This window comes from Bilifractor porci, from assembly GCF_009696005.1.
GTDB lineage: Bacteria > Bacillota > Clostridia > Lachnospirales > Lachnospiraceae > Bilifractor > Bilifractor porci.
In genome coordinates this window covers 39,111-57,290 of record NZ_VUMV01000002.1, presented here as the reverse complement: position 1 = coordinate 57,290, position 18,180 = coordinate 39,111, and the positions used below count along the sequence as shown (strand labels likewise).

The window sequence follows — 18,180 nt, the reverse complement described above, 5'->3', positions numbered from 1 at the left end:
AAGTGCCCTGACCGGCTGCTTAACGGGATATTGTCACAGCTTTATCATTCTGTACCGGCGGCGGCTAAAAGCCGCCGCACTGCTCTTTTTCAGGTCTGATTATTTTGCAACCGGCACTGCGCCTGCCTTTTTAATCAGCTCATCTGCATCCTTGCTCTGCATGTAATCGAAGAATGCCTGTGCCTGCGGGCTCAGCTCTGCGCCCTCTTTGGTAATTACATTGAAATTACGCTGAATCTTATAGGTACCGTCCAGAACGGTCTCCTCTGAAGGTGCTACTCCTTCTACAGTAAGAGCCTTTACGGTGTCGTTAATTGCTGCCAGAGAAGCATATCCGATTGCGTTCGGGTTATTGGCAACGGTCTGAATCACATCACCTGTGGATGTCAGCTCCTGAGAAAGCTTGCAGGCATCCTTTGTATCTGTGATTGTCTCAAATCCGTCACGGGTACCGGAACCTGCCTCACGTCCGATGCAGACGATTTCTCCGTCGGATCCTCCTACATCCTTCCAGTTTGTAATCTCTCCTTTGTAAATCTGTGCGATCTGGTCAATGGAAAGATCTGCTACGGAATTCTGCGGGTTTACAATCATAGCAATTCCGTCAATGGCAATGGTAGTCTGAACCAGTCCGTCTTTTTCGTCATCCTTCAGGTCACGGCTTGCAAGTCCCAGATCTGCGGATCCTTCCTTTGCGGCTGTGATACCGGAAGAAGAACCGGTCGGATTATAAGTAACCTTTACATTCGGATATTTCTCCTGAAAAGCCTCGCTGAGATAACCGATTACCTTCTCCATGGAGGTAGAACCGTCTGTGCTGACCGTTCCGCTCAGGTCGCTGCTTGCTGTGGCATCTGCAGAAGCGGAAGATGCGCTGTCTGCTGTGGAAGATGCCGTATCTGCGGAGGACGCCTCTTCGGATGAAGCTGCTTCTGTGGAAGCGGCCGCCTCAGTAGCGGATGCTGCGGTGTCGCTGGCGCTATTGCTGCTCTCTGTGGTGCTGGAAGAGCTTCCGCATCCTGCCATCATAGTTGCTCCAAGCATTCCTGCGAAAAGCACCGCTAAAACTGATTTTTTCATTTTCCATTCTCCTTCTGATCTGGTCTGATCAAATTTCCCCGGACCTTCATTTCCGGATCGTAATGTATTTACAGCTTTTCGTCTGTATGCGCTTATTCTGCCACACGCAATGTAAACTCCGAAACCAAAGCTGCGTTAACTCTGTGTAACAGTCCGGTATTCATGTAAACTTCTCCCAACTGGTATTTGTAACCGCTGCCCGGCTACTTCCCTTTTGTTTCTCTTTTCTTTCTTCTCCGGGAGCGCTGTTAACCGGACAGAAAAAGAGAAGGCGGCGCCTCGGAAAAATCCCGAGGCTGCCGCCTTCTCTTTTACCTGTTTTGTCCTGAAAACCGTCTGGTCTCCTGACGGTTACGCTAAATCTGCTAAATACACCTGGCCGCAGGACATTTATTTCAATTCATTGGACCGGTCATACCATTTGCCGCCCCAGTACATATGGCTGGAGACCTCTGCCTTTTCCGGCAGCTGCACATCCTTCATGATCCATTTATAGAATTCCTCAAAGCCGGTACGATCCACAATGTAGCCGATGTGCTCCTTGCCTTCCACCGCATGGGGATCTATGTACTCTTCCACATAGGCGTACGCATTCTTTATGATTTTTGTAATGCTCTCCTCGTCCGCCCACCGGATGAAATCTTCCGCCAGACGAGGGTTTTTCTTTCCGGTACGTCCCAGAAGAGTCAGCCGGAAATATCTTTCCTTGCTTCTGGTCCATGCCCTGGTCGGGCAGTACGTCACGCAGACTCCGCAGCCAATACAGAGATCCGTATCGCGGACCACCTTATTGTTCACCAGCCTGAGTGCGCCCACCGACCTTTTTTCACAATATTTCACGCACTGTCCGCATCCGATGCACCGGTCCGGATCGTACTGCGGCTCTGTCATTCCGATAATGCCAAAATCATCCATCCGTACCTTGGCGCAGTCGTTGGAGCAGCCCGTAAAAGCGACCTTGACATGCCTGTTGTTCGGGAAAATCTCATGTTCTACCTTTCTGGCAAAAGCAGTTGTATCATAGCAGGCAAACGGACAGAGCTCTTCTCCGGGACAGGCCACAATATTTCTTGTTCCGGAAGCAGAGTAACCTTTCCCTCTTTCCTCCTGATTGGTTCCCATGGCGTCAATGATCGGCTGCAGTTTTTCATTCACCTCACCCATCTTCTCCATCGGAATTCCAAGAAGCTCTATGCCCTGACGGTTGGTGATAAAAATGGTTCCGTCTCCGTACTCCTCGGCAATTTCTGCCACCTGGCGCATGACCTTTGCGTTAATTTTTCCTCCGGTGATACGGATTCTGGACGCTGTCTCTCCTCTTACCTTAGAGTAACGAAACGCGTTTTTCTTGAGTTCTTTTACATTAATATCCATGTTTCGTTCCCCCCTTAGTCAATCAGATTTTTACTTTCGGTGTAATTGAAAACAGGTCCGTCCAGGCAGACATATTTGTCTCCGATCCGGCAATGGCCGCATTTGCCCAGACCGCAGCACATCTTTCTCTCATTGGATACCCAGATATTTTCCTCCCGGAACCCCATGTCCAGGAAGCCCATAATAGAAAAGCGCATCATGGGCGGCGGTCCCACAACAATAGCTTTTGCAGCAGAAACATCCCGCAGCTGGATCTGCGGAATATATTTCGTGACCAGGCCGATATTTCCCGCGTATCCTTCCGGTGCCCCGTCAACGGTAAGCACCAGATCCAGCTTGTCCTTCCATTCTTCCAGATCCGAACGGAACAGCATATCCGCCGGGCTTCGGAAACCGACAATGACATGGGTATCTTTTGCCGCAGGGGAAGCCGCAAGTGCTTCAATGACTCCCCGAACCGGCGATACACCGGTTCCGCCGGCCACGACCAGCGTCTCTCCATGGTCAAAGATGCTGATATCGAACCCGTTGCCGTAGGGTCCCCGCATCAGGAGAGAATCTCCCACATAATTTTCAAACACTTCGTTGGTAACCCGGCCCACACGGCGTATGGTCAGTTCTACGTAACCGTCTCCGATTCCGCTGACAGAAATAGGCGCTTCTCCGAATTTCGGAACAGAAACCTCAAAAAATTGTCCCGGTTTTACCTCTCCATGATATTCCATCCGGAAAGTATATTCCTTCTGCGTATGTTTTTTGACATCCAGAATCTTGGATGCAAAGGGAATATAGGGGTTGCTCATGCCTGTGCCTCCTTTCCGTCCTCCGCCGAACGAATTGCCCTGTCAACTTTGTTGATGCACTCAGAGAAAGAAATATACTCCGGACAGACCATATCGCACCGGCCGCAGCCTACGCACATCTGATATCCGAATTTCTTCTTAAAATCAGATATCTTATGAAGAACCTTGAAGCGCATTCTCTCACCGTGTTTTTTGCGGTATTCACCTCCACCGGCCACATTGGAGTATCCATCAATCATGCAGGAGGCGTGCACGCGGCGGCGCTCACCGACTTTTCCGTTATCGGAATAATAGATATCCTCCATGGTAAAACAGGTGCAGGTCGGGCAGACCAGCGTACACCGGCCGCAGCCGATGCAGCGGCTGTCGTACTCGTCCCATACCTTATCTTTGCAGATAGAAACCGGCACTTCATCCGGAACAGAAACAAATATTTTATTGGTCTCTACATGAGCCGGAGCCTTATCCTCTTCGCGGACACTGTTTCCGGAGAAAAGCTCCCGAAGTCCTTCTTCCTTTAAGTCAGAGTAGATTTCCCCATCTGCTTCTTCTACCGAAAACACATACCCGTCTGTACTTTCATTGGTATGCATGTCCACACAGAAGCAGTCATCAAAGCTCTCCCGGCAGCCGATCAGAACAAACTTCAGTCTGTCGCGTACTCTCTCGTAAAACCAATCCCTCTCCTGCCCGTTATGCAGGTAAATCTGGTCGAACCGCTTTACCGCGTGTAAATCACAGCTCCGCACGAATACCAGGATTTCCCGATCATCCATCTCCGGCTCTGTCACCTTGTCCTCTGTAAAATAAAATAATGTCCCGGAGACCGGAAGCAGGATTTCCTTGAAGGAATAATCCGATCTTTTCTCAAGCTCAATCTCATCGAAGTTCTTTACATAATCATAGCGGACTACATCTGTGTCTGTAAATCGCCCCTCACCCTTCTTCAGAACCGGCGCGTAAATCCGGTATCTGCTTCCAAGCTGACGGATTACCTCCGCAAAACCGTCCCTGCTGAATACAAATCCCACAAGCTTCTCCTTTCATTTGATAAAAAAATAACAATCGCCAGTTGTGTTATCTGAATCATATCATAAACAAAAAAATCTGCGTGTTGCGCATGCAACGTGTTATACTGTTTTTATCCTCTTTTTTCGTAACGGATGAGCTGCAGGGGAAACTTCTCTAACGGGGAACAAGACTATGAATACCAATCATGCGGGAATATCTGCCGGGCTGGTGGAAGAAGCCGCCGGACTTCCTGTTTTTTCAGGCATCAGCGAGGCACATCTGGGTCCGATGCTGAAATGTCTGCAGGCGACAGAAAAGAAATACAAAAAGAACGAGTTCATTTTTCTGGAAGGTGAAAATGTTGCCTATATCGGCGTGATTCTCTCCGGACAGGTCAATATGCTGAAGGAAGACTTTGGGGGACAGCTTTCTGTTCTTGCTGTCATGCGGAATTCCGAGCTGTTCGGCGAAACCTTTGTGTGCGGCAGCCGTCAGGACACAACAGTTTCCTTTCAGGCGGCTGTCCCGACCAGAGCCCTGCTTCTTCCTTTTCACAGGGTGCTGAACGTGTGCTCCAACAACTGCGCCTTCCACCATCAGGTAATTACGAATCTGGTGCGGCTGATTGCCGATAAAAACATGCTTCTTCTCCAGAAGGTTGAGATTTCTTCTAAAAAAACTCTCCGGGAGAAAATTCTGACTTACCTGTATTTTCTGAAGGGACAGCAGCATTCCAATTATATCGAGTGTCCGCTGGACCGTCAGGAACTGGCCGGATTTCTGAATGCAAACCGAAGCTCCCTGAGCCGGGAACTCTCTTTAATGCAAGAGGAAGGAATCCTGGAGTACGACAGAAACCTGTTCCATCTCCTGCGGACCCGGTGAGCGGCGAAAGCTCCTCCTGATCCGCCCGTTTTTCAAAAAACAGACCTGTTCACATCCCCCTGTTTTTCCTTCACGAAACAGCCGTGTAAACCGCAGCTCCTCCTGCGGGAAGATTTACATGCAGTTTTCCGCCTTCCGCCCGTATTCTTGCTCCGGTTTCAGCGTCCTCCCATTCTGCATCTGCGGCGGGAATCCACAGGTCGGCCGGTTCCCCGTCATTATTGGCCGCCACAAGAACCGCATCCTTATCCTGGAATCGTCCGAATGCGTACTGACGGTTTGTAAGCAGCAGTTCCTGATAAGAACCATTGACACAGGCCGGATGCTCTCTGCGGATCTTACTGAGTACCTGAAGCCAGCCGCAGAGCCAGGGCTGCGGAGCGGTTTTCTCCATTTCGTCCAGCTCCAGAGCCGGGCGAAGCGCATCGTCCCCACCATTCTCCTTTCTTCCTTCTATGCCGAATTCTGATCCGTAGTACACAGAGGGAATTCCCGGAAGCATGTAAACCATGGCGTATACCGGTTTCAGGTGGCGCTTATCCTCCAGCAGAGACGCAATTCTGTTCACATCATGATTGTCCGCAAAGGTATAAAGCTTCATCCCCCTGTAGATTCCCCACTCGTTCCCGAATTCTCTGCGGATGGTATGCGCAATCTCAAAGTAATTGTGAGAGTTGTGTCCGGAGTACAGGCCCTTCCATAATTCGTAATTAGTGACACTGTGAAGTTTACTCTGGTCCGGACCTGCCCAGCGGCTGTAATCTCCGTGGATCACCTCTCCCATCAGCCAGAAATCCGCCTTTTTTGCCTCTGTCCGTCTGCGCAACCCTTCCATAAACCCGAATTCAAGACAGTCTGCGCAGTCCAGTCGGATTCCGTCAATGTCAAATTCATCAATCCAGAAATCGACAACTCCAAACAGATATTCACGGACCGCCGGGTCGTAAAGGTTCAGGACTGCCAGATCTCCGCAGCCGTGCCAGGATTCATAGGAAAAGCCGTCATTGCAGCTGCTGTTTCCGTCAAAATTGATGCCCTTATACCAGTTCTTATAGGATGAATCCCATTTTTTCTCCCGGATATCCCGAAAGGCAAAAAAATCCCTGCCTGTGTGGTTAAATACCCCGTCTACAACGATCTTTATTCCCATCTCATGTGCTTTCTGCACAAAGTACTGAAAATCCTGATTGTCCCCAAGCCTGCGGTCAACCTGCTTATAGTCAGTCGTATCATATCCGTGCGCGGCAGACTCAAACAGCGGTCCGATGTAGATGGCCCGGAACCCCAGATCCCGGATGTGCGGAAGCCATTTTTCCGTCAGAACAGGAAATCTGTGAACCGTCTCTCCTCCTTCATTTCGCCGCGGTGCTCCCAGGAGCCCGATCGGGTAAATATGATAAAATTCCGCCTCTTCATACCATTTGCTCATATTCTTCATCACTCCAAGTAATTGATGATGCCAGGGTTAAAAGCCTCCATTAAAAAGAGCAATTCGCGGCATCATTCAGGTTCAAAAAGTCATAAACCGAAATCGTCCATCCGATACAGCCGATGGGCGTTTTCCCATGTTGTGTTTTCCACCTCTTCCGCAGGAAGCCCCTTGATCTGGGCGATTGCCTGTATGACATAAGGCAGATTCAGCGAAGAATTTCTCTGTCCCCTGTTTGGAACGGGCGTCAGATATGGGCAGTCCGTTTCCAGCACCAGCTGTTCCAGAGGCGCCATTTCTACCGTTTCTTTCAGCTTCCTGGAATTTTTATAGGTTACCACGCCTCCGATCCCCAGGAACATTCCCATTTTCAGATATTCTGCGGCAATCTCTCTGGAATAGGAAAAGCAGTGAATGACTCCCCCTATTTCACCCAGCTTCTCCTCTTTTGCAATCCGCAGAGTATCTTCCGCCGCATCCCGGCTGTGAATGATGACCGGAAACTTTTCCTCTCTTGCCACCTGCAGCTGCAGTCTGAACCAGTGCTTCTGCCTCTCCTGTTTTGCAGGATCCTTTTCCCAGTAATAGTCCAGGCCGATCTCTCCCACGGCAGCTGCCTTCGGAGTCCTCAGCAATTCCCTGATTGCCTCCAATGCCTGTGCTTCTGTCATGCCTTCCGGGACAGAATCCAGATTTTCCGGATGCAGACCATAGGCCGCAAAGATAAAATCATACTGATCCGCCAGAATCCTGGTATTCTCCAGACTCTCCCAATCTGAAGACGCATTCACTGCTTTTCCAATTCCGTTCTCCCGGAGCTTCTGCATCAGCTCCGCACGGTCCGGCTGAAAAGCTTCATCATCATAATGTGTATGTGTATCAAAAATCATTTTTCTGTCCTTTATATACAAATGACTGCCCGCGCACGGAGCATCGGACAGCCGCTGTATTCTTTTATGCGATTTCCGAACCGGACGGCACATCTTTTTCCGGACGCATCAGACAGATATTGCCGTCTGCATCCTCCGCCGCCAGAAGCATTCCCTCCGAAAGAACTCCTGCCAGCTTTGCAGGCTTCAGATTCAGGAGAACCATCACCCTTTTGCCGACCATCTCCTCCGGCTTGTACCACTTCTTAATTCCGGACACAATCTGCCGGGTCTGGTCTCCGACCTTTACTTTTGACACCAGCAGCTTTTTGGATTTTGGAACCTCTTCACAGGAAAGGATCTCCCCCACGGCAAACTGGCACTTTGCAAAGTCATCGTAGGTAATTTCCGGTTTCGGTTCTACATGAAGATCCGCCGCTCCACTCTCCTTCTTTTCCGACGGAGCGTCTTCTTTGTCCTCCGCGCTCTTGGCCGCTTCAGGATTTTTCGCCTCTACCTGCTCCATCACGTCCTTGATGTCCATGCGGGCGAATAGAATTTCCGGTTTTTCTGTCACCTTCGTACCGGACGGGTACAGTCCGAAAACATCCAGCGTCTCATAGGATCTCTCCGCGGTATGAAGCTGCGCCAGAATTTTTTCCGATGTCTCCGGCATAAACGGCTTCAGAAGCGACGCGCCGATGGAGATGCTTTCCGCCAGGTTGTACAGGACAGTCGCCAGCCGATCTTTTTTTGCCTCATCCTTCGCCAGCACCCAGGGAGCCGTCTCGTCAATATACTTGTTGCAGCGCTTGAAAAGGGCAAATATCTCGGTAATGGCATCCGCTACCCGCAGCTGCTCCATTTTTTCCTCTATCCGCGGAGCCGTCCCGGTAACTGCCCGTTTCAGATCCTCATCCACAGGCTCGGTCACACCTTTATTTTCCACAACACCGCCAAAATATTTATTACTCATGGCGATTGTGCGGTTGACCAGGTTTCCGAGGGTATTGGCCAGATCGGAATTCAGCCGCTCTACCATCAGATCCCAGCTGATCACCCCGTCATTTTCAAACGGCATCTCATGCAGGACGAAATAACGCACCGCGTCCACGCCGAAAAGGTCTACCAGGTCATCCGCGTAAATCACATTGCCTTTTGACTTGCTCATTTTCCCGTCCGCCTGAAGAAGCCACGGGTGCCCGAACACCTGCTTCGGCAGAGGAAGATCCAGAGACATCAGGAAAATCGGCCAGTAAATAGTATGGAACCGGATAATATCCTTGCCGATCAGATGCAGATCCGCCGGCCAGTATTTCTTGAACTGTTCCGAACTGTTTCCGTCTACATCATATCCGATACCGGTAATATAGTTTGTAAGCGCATCCAGCCAGACATAGACCACATGCTTCGGATCAAAATCCACCGGAATGCCCCAGGTAAAGGACGTTCTGGAAACGCAGAGATCCTGCAGGCCAGGAAGCAGGAAATTATTCATCATCTCATTCTTACGTGAGACAGGCTGGATAAATTCCGGATGCGTGTTGATGTAATCAATCAGCTTCGGCGCATACTTGCTCATCTTAAAGAAGTAAGCTTCCTCGGAAGCTCTGGTAACCGGGCGCCCGCAGTCCGGACACTTTCCGTCCACCAGCTGGGATTCTGTCCAGAAAGACTCACAGGGCGTACAGTACCATCCTTCATACTTTCCTTTATAGATATCCCCTTTTTCGTACATTTTGCGGAACATCTTCTGAACCTGCCTGACGTGGTCTTCGTCCGTCGTACGAATAAACTTATCATAGGAAGTATTCATCAGGTCCCAGATGCGGTGGATTTCTCCGGACACATCATCCACGTACTGTTTGGGCGTACAGCCCTTTTCTTCCGCCTTGGCCTCGATTTTCATTCCGTGCTCATCTGTTCCGGTCTGAAAAAAGACATCATATCCTTGCATTCTGCGGAATCTGGCAATGCTGTCCGCCAGAACAATTTCATACGTATTTCCGATATGCGGCTTGCCTGACGCATAGGCTATGGCCGTCGTTATATAATATGGTTTGTTTTTTTTCTGCATAGCACACTCCTTCCGCCGGATCCTCCGCAAAATCCCCTCCGGCCGGTGCAAAATCGGATTTTTCGGCAGGCGGTTTTTCCTGAACAGAAAATGTCCGCCTGTATACCGCATGTATTAGAATACATGGATTCCGCAGGATTTGCAAGCCGACCGGGATAGTGTCCGACAGAAAGTTGCTGCGCAGTCAGGATGAAATTTCTATGCTTTCCGGCAGCATGTGTCCTTTTTCCCATGCCTGTTCCGGATAACTTGTCTGTTTCAGATCCGCCGGCACGGCGCATCCCTCCGCGCAGATCATTCCGAAATTCTTCCAGGAGAGATAGCGGAGTTCCGTCTGAAACCAGGCCTTCAGTGCGTCAAAATTCCAGGACTCACTGGCCGCTGCCGCAGCAATCAGAAGTGCGCCTTTTCCCCCTTTGATACGGCTGTTAACGGCATAGAAGCGGTCAATCACCGTTTTCAGGTATGCCGTCATCGTATGATAATACAGGGGCGTCACAAACACGATCAGATCTGCTTTTTTCAGCCCGGAATAAATCTTTTCCATATCATCCTGAAAAATGCAGAGTTCTTTACCTCCACTACATTTTCCGCAGCCGGTACAGCGATGAACCTGAAGCTGTGCGGCATCGAATCTTTCGATTGTATGACCTGCTTCAGCAGCCCCGCGGCAAAAACTGTCCGCCAGCTGTGCCGTCGTTCCCCTCTTGTGCGGACTTCCTGTTAAAACCATGATATTTAACAATTTTATCTCCTTTTCCCGCAATACGGAAGCTGTCTTACAACAGCGGATACAGCCAGATAACTGCGGGAATTGTCACGACTGAGAGCATGGTAGATAGGATGATTCCTTCCGAGCAAAATCTTGTTTCTTTTCCATATTCCATTGCTAAAATCAACGGCATGGTTCCCGCCGGCATTGCCAGGATAATTGCGCTGGCATCTTTAAACCCCTCATCAAAAGGCAGCCGTTTCAGAATCCAAATCTCCAGTATGGGAATCAGTAAAAGCTTAAACAGGCAGAATAAATAATTCTGTTTTTTTCGGAATATCTCAAGAAAAGACGCCCCTCCCAGATTAACGCCGATAATCATCAGAGAAACCGGCACGGCTGCGTCTCCCAGATAACTGACCGCCGAACTCAGCACATCGGGAAGTCTGATATTAAGGAGAAATAAAACAACGGCAAGCGCGCTGGCTATTGTCCCGATATTCATGATCCCGCGAAGCCGGCTGCCAATCCCTTTTTCTTTTTTATCATCCGGCGCAATCAGGCCGATGCCATAGGTATAGATTAAGATATTATATTCAAAAGAGTAAATGGCAACATATACAAGATAATCCTTCCCTAAAAGCGCTGAAATTACGGGGATCCCGATAAAACCCAGATTGGAAAATGTCAGCATCAGCTGATAAATCTCTCTGTCCCCTGTCTTTCTGGCAATCAGCCGGACTGCCGCCATTGCCAGAAAAATAGTAATCGCAAAAAACAGAGCCGCTCCACCAATAGCAGCAAACACGGAATGCCGGTCCTCTATCTTGTTGTCCAGCATACTGGAGATCAGAATCGCAGGGTTGAAAACATCAAGCATCAATTTAGAAAGACATTTGTTGTTTTCATCATTAATAATCCGTGCTTTTCTGCAGAGCCAGCCTGTCATAATCAGAATAAGTATGACCAGCATCTGTTGAAAGGCTATCTCTGCACTCATAGTACCGTACTCCTGTCACTGATTATCCGATCTCATCTTCGGACTTATCCGAATAACGGCGTCCTACCGTTTCTGCATCTCCGACTATTCCCTGAACAACGAATACATTTCCCGGAGGACAGCCAGGTACCCACCTGCCCTGATCTTCAAGTTTTTTGGTACACTGCCCTACCAGCACGGTGTTATCCTTTGTCGCACCTTCCGGGAGCTCCTTAACGGGTCCGACAACGATATATTTGCCTTCCAGATATTTTTCATATCCTCCCGCTTTCAAGTCCATTAAAGCACTGATCACGGTATTTCTGCAGCCTGTACATGCGCCTTCATCAAAAATCAGCTGATAAGGCGGAAGTCCGGGAATGGTGACTTCGGATGAACGCTTAAAACGGCGTGCCACAGACTGAATGGTACAGCCCTTCACTTCAATCTTATCCAGATCTTTCTCGCCTAATCCCCGGTTATAAGCCTCCACCGTAATCATAGGAGCATTGACGTCATATCCCATAATGGCACTTCCAACAGAATCACAGGCAACCACATCCTTAGAGGCCACAATGAGATCCATCTCAACCGTTTCTCCGTAAATCGGTCCGAGACCCTGCTGACAAAATGTCCCATCAATTACTGTCATCACCGGTTTAATCGTCTGAATAATATCCACCACACCGTTTACCACTCCATGCCGGTGGAAAAACTTTTTCTGACCGTCTGCGATCAACCCCTTCAGGTTTTTCATCCCCAGAGTAACCTCTGTCTGGTCATGCGTCTTCATGACGGGGACACTGATTACCGCATCCGCCTCCGCAACGATATCCCAGGTATTCATTTTCTGAATCACCTTTCCGTTTTCTGTCGGAATCGATGCCGGTTTTCTGCTCTTTAAGTCGATCACCTGAAAACCCTCATCCCGCAGTTTCTGATACCCGCAGGCCTGAATAACCTCCTCGGTATCTACACCTGCCGCCGCAGACTCCGCGATAATTGCCTCCGCGCCTTCTTCTCTGACACGCTCCGCCACTGCTTTTGTCACTTCCCATCTGGTAACGCCGCCCGTACAGCGTTCCTTGGGAACAGCGACAAAGTTAGGCTTCACCAGCACCTTATATCCCGGTTTGACGATATCCGCCAGTCCGCCGCAATCCTCAATCGCCTTATAAACCGCCTTTTTTATCTGCTCATATTCATTACCTTCTGTTTTCTGTATGGAAACAACTGACATACCGCACCTCCTGTATTTTCCCGGATCTTTTCCCGTTTTGGACTTTAATTGATATGGAATCTCTTCTTCACAAAATCCGCCATAATCTCCGCCGTCCCGTCGACGCCTAACACGGAACTGTCAATCACAACCTGATTTAACTCCAGATCTTCCTGCTTAAAATGTGTATATCTTTTATGATACCGGTTTCTTGCCTTATCCACCTCGTCAATCATGCTCATAGCATCTTCTTTCTTGAAGCCTAAATCCTCAATGCAGTTTTTTACACGCTGATCATATGGAGCATAGATGAAGAAATTGATATGATTCTTCTCGTTCCTCAGAATATAATCAGAACATCTTCCGACAATGACACAGCTCTTTCTGGACGCCCAGTTCCGGATAATAGAATTCTCTACTTCATAGAGCCTCTCCTTCACCTCAATATTGCTCTTTCCAAGCGGATACCTCATGTACAGCAGACCTGTTCTCTCCTTTTCTTCCAGATTACTGGCCTCTGCCAGGGGCAAATCCATCTGCCGGGCAGCTTCTTCAATAATATCTCTGTCATAAAATTCAATTCCCAACAGTTCCGCCAATTTCATTCCTATCGGTCTTCCCAGGCTTCCGAACTGTCTGGAAATAGTTACGGTATAATTTTCCATATCATCCTTACCCCCGATCCCGGTATACAGTCCTGCCCTGTACCCAGGGCATCACAACAGGTACCCTTCACCGTCACTCATGTGGTTTTCCGGTCTCTGGCTGTTTTGTTCCGTTCCTTCATGATTTCCACAATTTCCTCTGCTTTTTTTGTGCAGATAATTCCCATTTGTTTTAGCTCTTCTGTTACATCCACCGGAAGATTTCCATCCTCTCTGTTTTCATTCAGCAGCCCTCCCATAAAAACCGGAACATCCAGCTGATATTTTCCCAAGGTATCAAGTAAATTCCGGGCAAATGTTTTGGCTACCCCATTAAACGTGCTGACAACGATATACTGACTGTCCGTCTCGATTGCGGTTTCCGCAATTTCTGCCGGGGAGGCATCTGTCCCGATATCATGAACAGAAGCCCCTGCTTTTTTCAGCACACTTCCGACAATATTCTTCCCGAATTCATGCACGTCCGTGGAACAGATGACCAGCCTGGTTCCCGTCAGTTCGCCCTGCGAAATATGCCGCAGTGCATTTTCTTTGATTTTTGTGATCTTCTTTACCATATCTGTCGGCCAGACCGGGATTCTTTCTTCTTCCCTGACCTTTCCCGCTCCGCAATACCGCTCCAGATAGTCCGGACCCAGACGCTTCAACGCCAGCATGATTTCTGCCGGATTTTCCAGATCAATTCCTATCCGATCCAGTTCCTGAAGCGTATTGTGGTAGAATACCTCTGCGCCTTCCAGAAGCTTCTTTTCACAGCTCTCAATTTTCTCCCAATCCATGTATGGTTCATACATTCGGGCATACCGCTCCAGCTCGTTGCTCATAATCTGGGCCTCCAGGATTTCATCCCTGGACGGGATTCTGGCAGCCTCTGAAACCGGAACCGCATTCAGCGCGTGGCCTGTCGGCCGGTGAATCTGCCCGATCATGTCTCCCAGCAGATATCCGTTTGTCACTGAATAGTTTTTCCGGAAATCCGTATCGAAATCGGTTGTGTTGCCGTAAATCATGGTTCCGCAGGAATCGTGACCGTTGATATCATCCAGCGCAAAGGAAAACGCGATCCGAAGCACAGGATCGCTGTACAGATTCCCAAAGCAATGTCCCAGCTTCGCCCCTATCAGATCTTCAACAATATGTTTTTCCAACTTTGCCCAGCCAAGCGTATCGGCAAGATCATGAAACAGGGCACCAAATCCGTCATCCAGATTAGAGTGAACCAGCATACCCCTGTCTTTATAGAGGCCCATAATACAAAAAGCCTCCACCATCCTCTCGGTACGGAGATTCAGATCATAGGGAAACGGATATTCATAGGTATAGTAATGGGAAACATTTCCTATCGTTGTGCCTCCTGCCGCAAATGCCAGACGAAGGTTTTCAATGGAATTCAGTGTTCCAATCATATTGTCCCCAAAATGAACCATAACCGGCGCGGCCTGGGCAACCCGAATCCATTCTTCTTCAGACTGAAAAACCAGTCCCGCTCCCCGCGGGATATTCTGTCTCTGTTCCTCCGGAACTCCCATCTGCACATCCAGGCAAATTCCGAATCGGTCCAGGCTGGCATTTCTGGCCTGAAGCTCACGGTAAATATACTGAATGGCAGCAATCGTCTCTTCCGCGGAGTTATAACCGATGTGTGCGTGCCGCATGATTTTTCCGGTTTTCTTACACTGTTCTTTGTATTCCCGTTCCGATTTTATTCCGTGAGCATCCATAAAAGGACTTCTTCCTATTTTCCATCCCTCTGAGACCTGCTCCGCATACAGCTGCATTTCTTTAAACGAAGGCAATTCTTTCTTAATTAAACCCTGCCTTGTAATCTGTGGCATCTTAACCATCTCCTGCCCTTTTCAAGCTATTCACCGCAATCTGGTACGCACCGCCGGGATTCTCTTCCGCTGAAAGACCTGCCGCAAAAAGCAGGTATCTGCTGTCTACGAAACAATCCGCGTGTTCCGGGAGCAGCAGTTCCTTCTCCTCCGGCTTTCGCAGCGCCATTCTGAGAACTTTTTCCGGCTGTTTCCGAAAAATAATCGGCCCGCCTGTCCCGATCAGCGTCTTTACATTTGTCAGATTTTTTCCGTTTTGTATCAATACGGAATCTTTTCCATATGCGTTTTCGACCCTTCCGCAATGCCTTCTGGCGGAAGTATAAACAGCCGCCTCCGCCAATTTTTGATCCAGAGCGGTTTCCTCTTCATTATCCGGCAGAAACGCTTCCTGCCGGGTTCTGCGGACGCACATCTCTTCAACCTTATTTTCACTCCCAGAGAAATGCCCCTTCAGGATAAAACCTCTTGCATTTTCAAAAAGAGACTTTGCGGAAGACCTGAGTCCGAGATCTCCCTCCACGCTTCTTTTGGCAAAGGGTTCCGGAGCTCCTACCGCTTTCATCCCTTTCGGAAGATTATCGCTGAAAGAATATACGTCTGTGGTGGCTCCTCCGACATCAAACAACATGCAGCTTCCTATTCCGGTTTCATCATTCCCAGACCCTTTCGCAAGAAGGGTACCTGCCCGCAGAACCGCGGCCGGCGTAGGCATCACAATGTCTCCGACATATTTCCTTACCTCATTCATGCCCCGCATACCGGTAATACGATTCATAAAAATATTATGGATAACCTTCTGTGCCGGCCCGGCATTCAGACAATCCAGTTCCGGAAATATGTTATCGGTCAGGTAACATTCTATGCCGCTTTGCAAAAACTTTGTCCGTACCTCCTGGGCAATTTTCTTATTCCCCGCGTAGATAACCGGACAACTTACCATTCTTTTTCCCGCCAGCATTTCCGTATTATGCCAGAGCCTGTCCACATTTCCTTCATCGGTTCCGCCGCAGAGCAGCAGGATAGACGGGTTGGCCTCTCGGATTTCTTCCAGTTTCTTATCATCCAGGATTCCATAATAGGAACGGATGACTCTGGCACCCGCTCCCAACGCTGTGTTCATGCCGGCAAGAAGACTGTATTTTTCCGTCAATCCGACAACAACCATCCTGAGCCCGCCTGCCGCGCTGCTGCTGGCAAGCATATGCGCGCTCCGAACTGCCTCCTCGCCGATATACTTTGCGGCAATTTCCAGATTCGCCTTCAGACCCTGCACCGCGTCCGTCTTTACCGTTGAAGGAACCCTCGATGTAACTGCGGTTTCCGCATTCTCCAGATCAAGAACCGCCATTTTGGTATAGGTGCTGCCAAAATCAAAGCAAATTGTATATCCCATATTTTTCACCGGCTTTTTTCTCTGTTTTTCCTGTCATGCGTTCATGATCAGACCTCCGCTGAAATTCAATACTTCACCATCCATATAATCGAAGGACTCTGTACACAGGGCTATGATGGCCTTTCCGATTTCTTCCGGATCCGCCATGCGTTTTTCCAAAACGCTGTCCATCTGACTTTTCCAGCGGCCTGCTTTCAGCACAGTTTCTGTTGCCACCCATCCGGGGGCAATTCCATTGGCATGAATACCATAAGGAGAAAGCTCAATGGCAAAAGACTTTACCAGACTGTTAACAGCGGCTTTTGAAGCGGCATAAGCAGCAATTCCCGCCGAGGGGAGCCATCCGTCCACCGAGCTTACAAAAATGAGCTTTCCCCCTTTGCATGGAATCATACTTTGTTTTGCTGCTTCTCTTGCCATCTCGAAGGCTCCCCATACATTAACCCGGAAAACTCTGTCAAAATCTTCTTCTGTCATTTCAAGAAGAGGAGCTGCCGGATAAATTCCGGCATTATTAACGAGAATGTCAATCCGGTCCATCTTCTGCACAGCCTGTGCTACGGCATTTTTTATCTGCTCTGTATCCTGCATTTCACACGGTATAAAATGCATGCTTTCCCGGTATTTTTCCTTTGCATTTTTTGTTACTTCATCGCCGGCTTCCACATTTCTTCCGGTGATACATACTTCATAACCACAGGAGGCAAACTGCTCTGCAATCGCTTTCCCAATCCCATGTGTTCCGCCAGTGATAAGTACTTTCTCATATCTGCGAGCCAATTCCTTCACCCCCTGTCATCAAAAATCTTTTCAATTTGCAGCTATATCCGCATATTTGGTAAATACGTCCTCTCCGAACCACTTTTCACTTAATTTGCCAAGCGTTCCATCTTTAATCAAAGCGGCCACAGCTCCATTGACGTCTGCGCAGAATTCCTTGTCATTCCGGTTAATCAGAAAATGTCCGCCGACAACAGTAAACGGATCCAGAATGGTAATTTCAGACGCCAGATCCTTATCCTGGTCCAGTACCTCCTTGAACATATCCGGAGAATCAATCATTGCGTCATACCTCCCGGCAGCCACATAATTCAATCCGTCTGCGATACTGATCAGAGAAGAACCCGTTTCCTGAACGATTCCGCAATCCGGATGCTCCTTCATATAATCCAGATAAACCTGCCGAAGTCCATCAGCCTCCGGTACCGGAACAAGTTTTCCACCGTTGTACAGATCTTCTATGGAAGAAATCCCGCTGTCCTTTTTTACCGCGATGCTGACACCTGCATAGTAATCAGAATCTGAAATATAAAATTTCTTCTGTCTTGCGGATGTATCATATTTATCCCCGGCTTCCAGATCATACTGTCCCTGCTCCAGGCCGATAGCTGCGGCATCATAATCCACCACATTATAGGAAAATTTATACTGGGGAAGCATGGCATCAATCAATTTGAGTACCTCATAATCATAACCAGCCGGATTTCTGTCATCATCCGTATAGGTATACGGAGAAACATTTGCATCAAGTGCGATCTGCATTTCTTTCGCGTCACTGTTATCATCGACAGCCGCAGTCGAATCATAACTGTTTGCTGTTACATATGCATCCGATGAGCCAGCTGAAGAGGATGACGAAGTTCCTACACTCTCGGAGGACGCTGCTGCCGCTGCGGATGTTCCTGATGATGAGGATTCCGAAGTTCCGGAAGACGCTGTACTGCTCGAACTCCCACATCCTGCCGCCATCAATCCTGCCCCAAGTACAAGTGCCATACCCATAGCAATATTTCTGGTCATTCTTCTCATAATTCTTCCCTCCTTGAATCTCTGCCGCGGTTTTCTG

16 protein-coding genes are annotated in these 18,180 nt (G+C 48.8%); 1 reads left to right on the top strand and 15 read right to left on the bottom strand.

The annotated features are described in order from the left end of the window. Positions 1-99: 99 nt before the first annotated feature. The 4 genes from FYJ60_RS03145 to asrA all read right to left on the bottom strand — a co-directional run bounded on the left by FYJ60_RS03145 (position 100) and on the right by asrA (position 4,288). A complete protein-coding gene (locus FYJ60_RS03145) occupies positions 100-1,080 on the bottom strand; it encodes a phosphate ABC transporter substrate-binding protein (protein ID WP_235903301.1) in 981 nt (326 codons plus the stop codon). A gap of 390 nt (positions 1,081-1,470) precedes the next feature. Continuing rightward, positions 1,471-2,454, bottom strand: a complete 984-nt coding sequence (asrC, locus tag FYJ60_RS03140; protein WP_154457129.1) for a sulfite reductase subunit C — start codon at positions 2,452-2,454, stop codon at positions 1,471-1,473. 14 nt (positions 2,455-2,468) lie between these two features. After that, positions 2,469-3,257: an anaerobic sulfite reductase subunit AsrB gene (gene asrB, locus FYJ60_RS03135; protein WP_154457128.1), complete on the bottom strand. Its 789-nt coding sequence runs from the start codon at positions 3,255-3,257 to the stop codon at positions 2,469-2,471. Then, positions 3,254-4,288, bottom strand: coding sequence for an anaerobic sulfite reductase subunit AsrA (asrA, locus tag FYJ60_RS03130; RefSeq protein WP_330579089.1), 1,035 nt, complete (start codon positions 4,286-4,288; stop codon positions 3,254-3,256). The genes asrB and asrA overlap by 4 nt, the downstream gene beginning before the upstream one ends. 172 nt (positions 4,289-4,460) lie before the next feature. On the opposite strand from asrA, the gene FYJ60_RS03125 reads away from it, so the two are divergent. Next, a complete protein-coding gene (locus FYJ60_RS03125) occupies positions 4,461-5,153 on the top strand; it encodes a Crp/Fnr family transcriptional regulator (RefSeq protein ID WP_154457127.1) in 693 nt (230 codons plus the stop codon). 70 nt (positions 5,154-5,223) lie between these two features. Here the strand turns inward: FYJ60_RS03125 and FYJ60_RS03120 are convergent, their stop codons facing one another. From FYJ60_RS03120 to FYJ60_RS03070, 11 genes are all read right to left on the bottom strand, one after another. Beyond that, positions 5,224-6,582, bottom strand: coding sequence for an alpha-amylase family glycosyl hydrolase (locus FYJ60_RS03120; RefSeq protein WP_154457126.1), 1,359 nt, complete (start codon positions 6,580-6,582; stop codon positions 5,224-5,226). A gap of 89 nt (positions 6,583-6,671) precedes the next feature. Further along, positions 6,672-7,472: a TatD family hydrolase gene (locus tag FYJ60_RS03115; RefSeq protein ID WP_154457125.1), complete on the bottom strand. Its 801-nt coding sequence runs from the start codon at positions 7,470-7,472 to the stop codon at positions 6,672-6,674. Positions 7,473-7,536: 64 nt separating this feature from the next. After that, positions 7,537-9,528, bottom strand: coding sequence for a methionine--tRNA ligase (gene metG, locus FYJ60_RS03110; protein WP_154457124.1), 1,992 nt, complete (start codon positions 9,526-9,528; stop codon positions 7,537-7,539). A gap of 184 nt (positions 9,529-9,712) precedes the next feature. After that, positions 9,713-10,273 (bottom strand): flavodoxin family protein, encoded by a 561-nt coding sequence (locus FYJ60_RS03105; protein ID WP_154457123.1) that lies wholly within the window; start codon positions 10,271-10,273, stop codon positions 9,713-9,715. A gap of 34 nt (positions 10,274-10,307) precedes the next feature. Next, complete coding sequence (locus tag FYJ60_RS03100) at positions 10,308-11,240, bottom strand: AEC family transporter (RefSeq protein ID WP_154457122.1); 933 nt, start codon at positions 11,238-11,240, stop codon at positions 10,308-10,310. A 22-nt stretch (positions 11,241-11,262) separates the two neighbouring features. After that, the gene (locus FYJ60_RS03095) at positions 11,263-12,459 is read right to left on the bottom strand and encodes a DUF362 domain-containing protein (RefSeq protein WP_154457121.1); all 1,197 of its coding nucleotides are present in this window, start codon (positions 12,457-12,459) and stop codon (positions 11,263-11,265) included. A gap of 44 nt (positions 12,460-12,503) precedes the next feature. Further along, on the bottom strand, positions 12,504-13,103 hold the full coding sequence (locus tag FYJ60_RS03090; RefSeq protein ID WP_154457120.1) for a cytidylate kinase-like family protein: 600 nt from the start codon (positions 13,101-13,103) through the stop codon (positions 12,504-12,506). 77 nt (positions 13,104-13,180) lie between these two features. Beyond that, positions 13,181-14,938 carry a cobalamin-dependent protein gene (locus FYJ60_RS03085; RefSeq protein WP_205838938.1) on the bottom strand — a complete coding sequence of 586 codons (1,758 nt, stop codon included), beginning with the start codon at positions 14,936-14,938 and terminating at the stop codon, positions 13,181-13,183. 1 nt (position 14,939) lies between these two features. Beyond that, on the bottom strand, positions 14,940-16,334 hold the full coding sequence (locus FYJ60_RS03080) for a glutamate mutase L (protein WP_154457118.1): 1,395 nt from the start codon (positions 16,332-16,334) through the stop codon (positions 14,940-14,942). A 33-nt stretch (positions 16,335-16,367) separates the two neighbouring features. Further along, the gene (locus tag FYJ60_RS03075; protein WP_154457117.1) at positions 16,368-17,114 is read right to left on the bottom strand and encodes an SDR family NAD(P)-dependent oxidoreductase; all 747 of its coding nucleotides are present in this window, start codon (positions 17,112-17,114) and stop codon (positions 16,368-16,370) included. 30 nt (positions 17,115-17,144) lie between these two features. Then, positions 17,145-18,143 carry a transporter substrate-binding domain-containing protein gene (locus FYJ60_RS03070; RefSeq protein WP_205838937.1) on the bottom strand — a complete coding sequence of 333 codons (999 nt, stop codon included), beginning with the start codon at positions 18,141-18,143 and terminating at the stop codon, positions 17,145-17,147. Between the last annotated feature and the right edge of the window lie 37 nt (positions 18,144-18,180).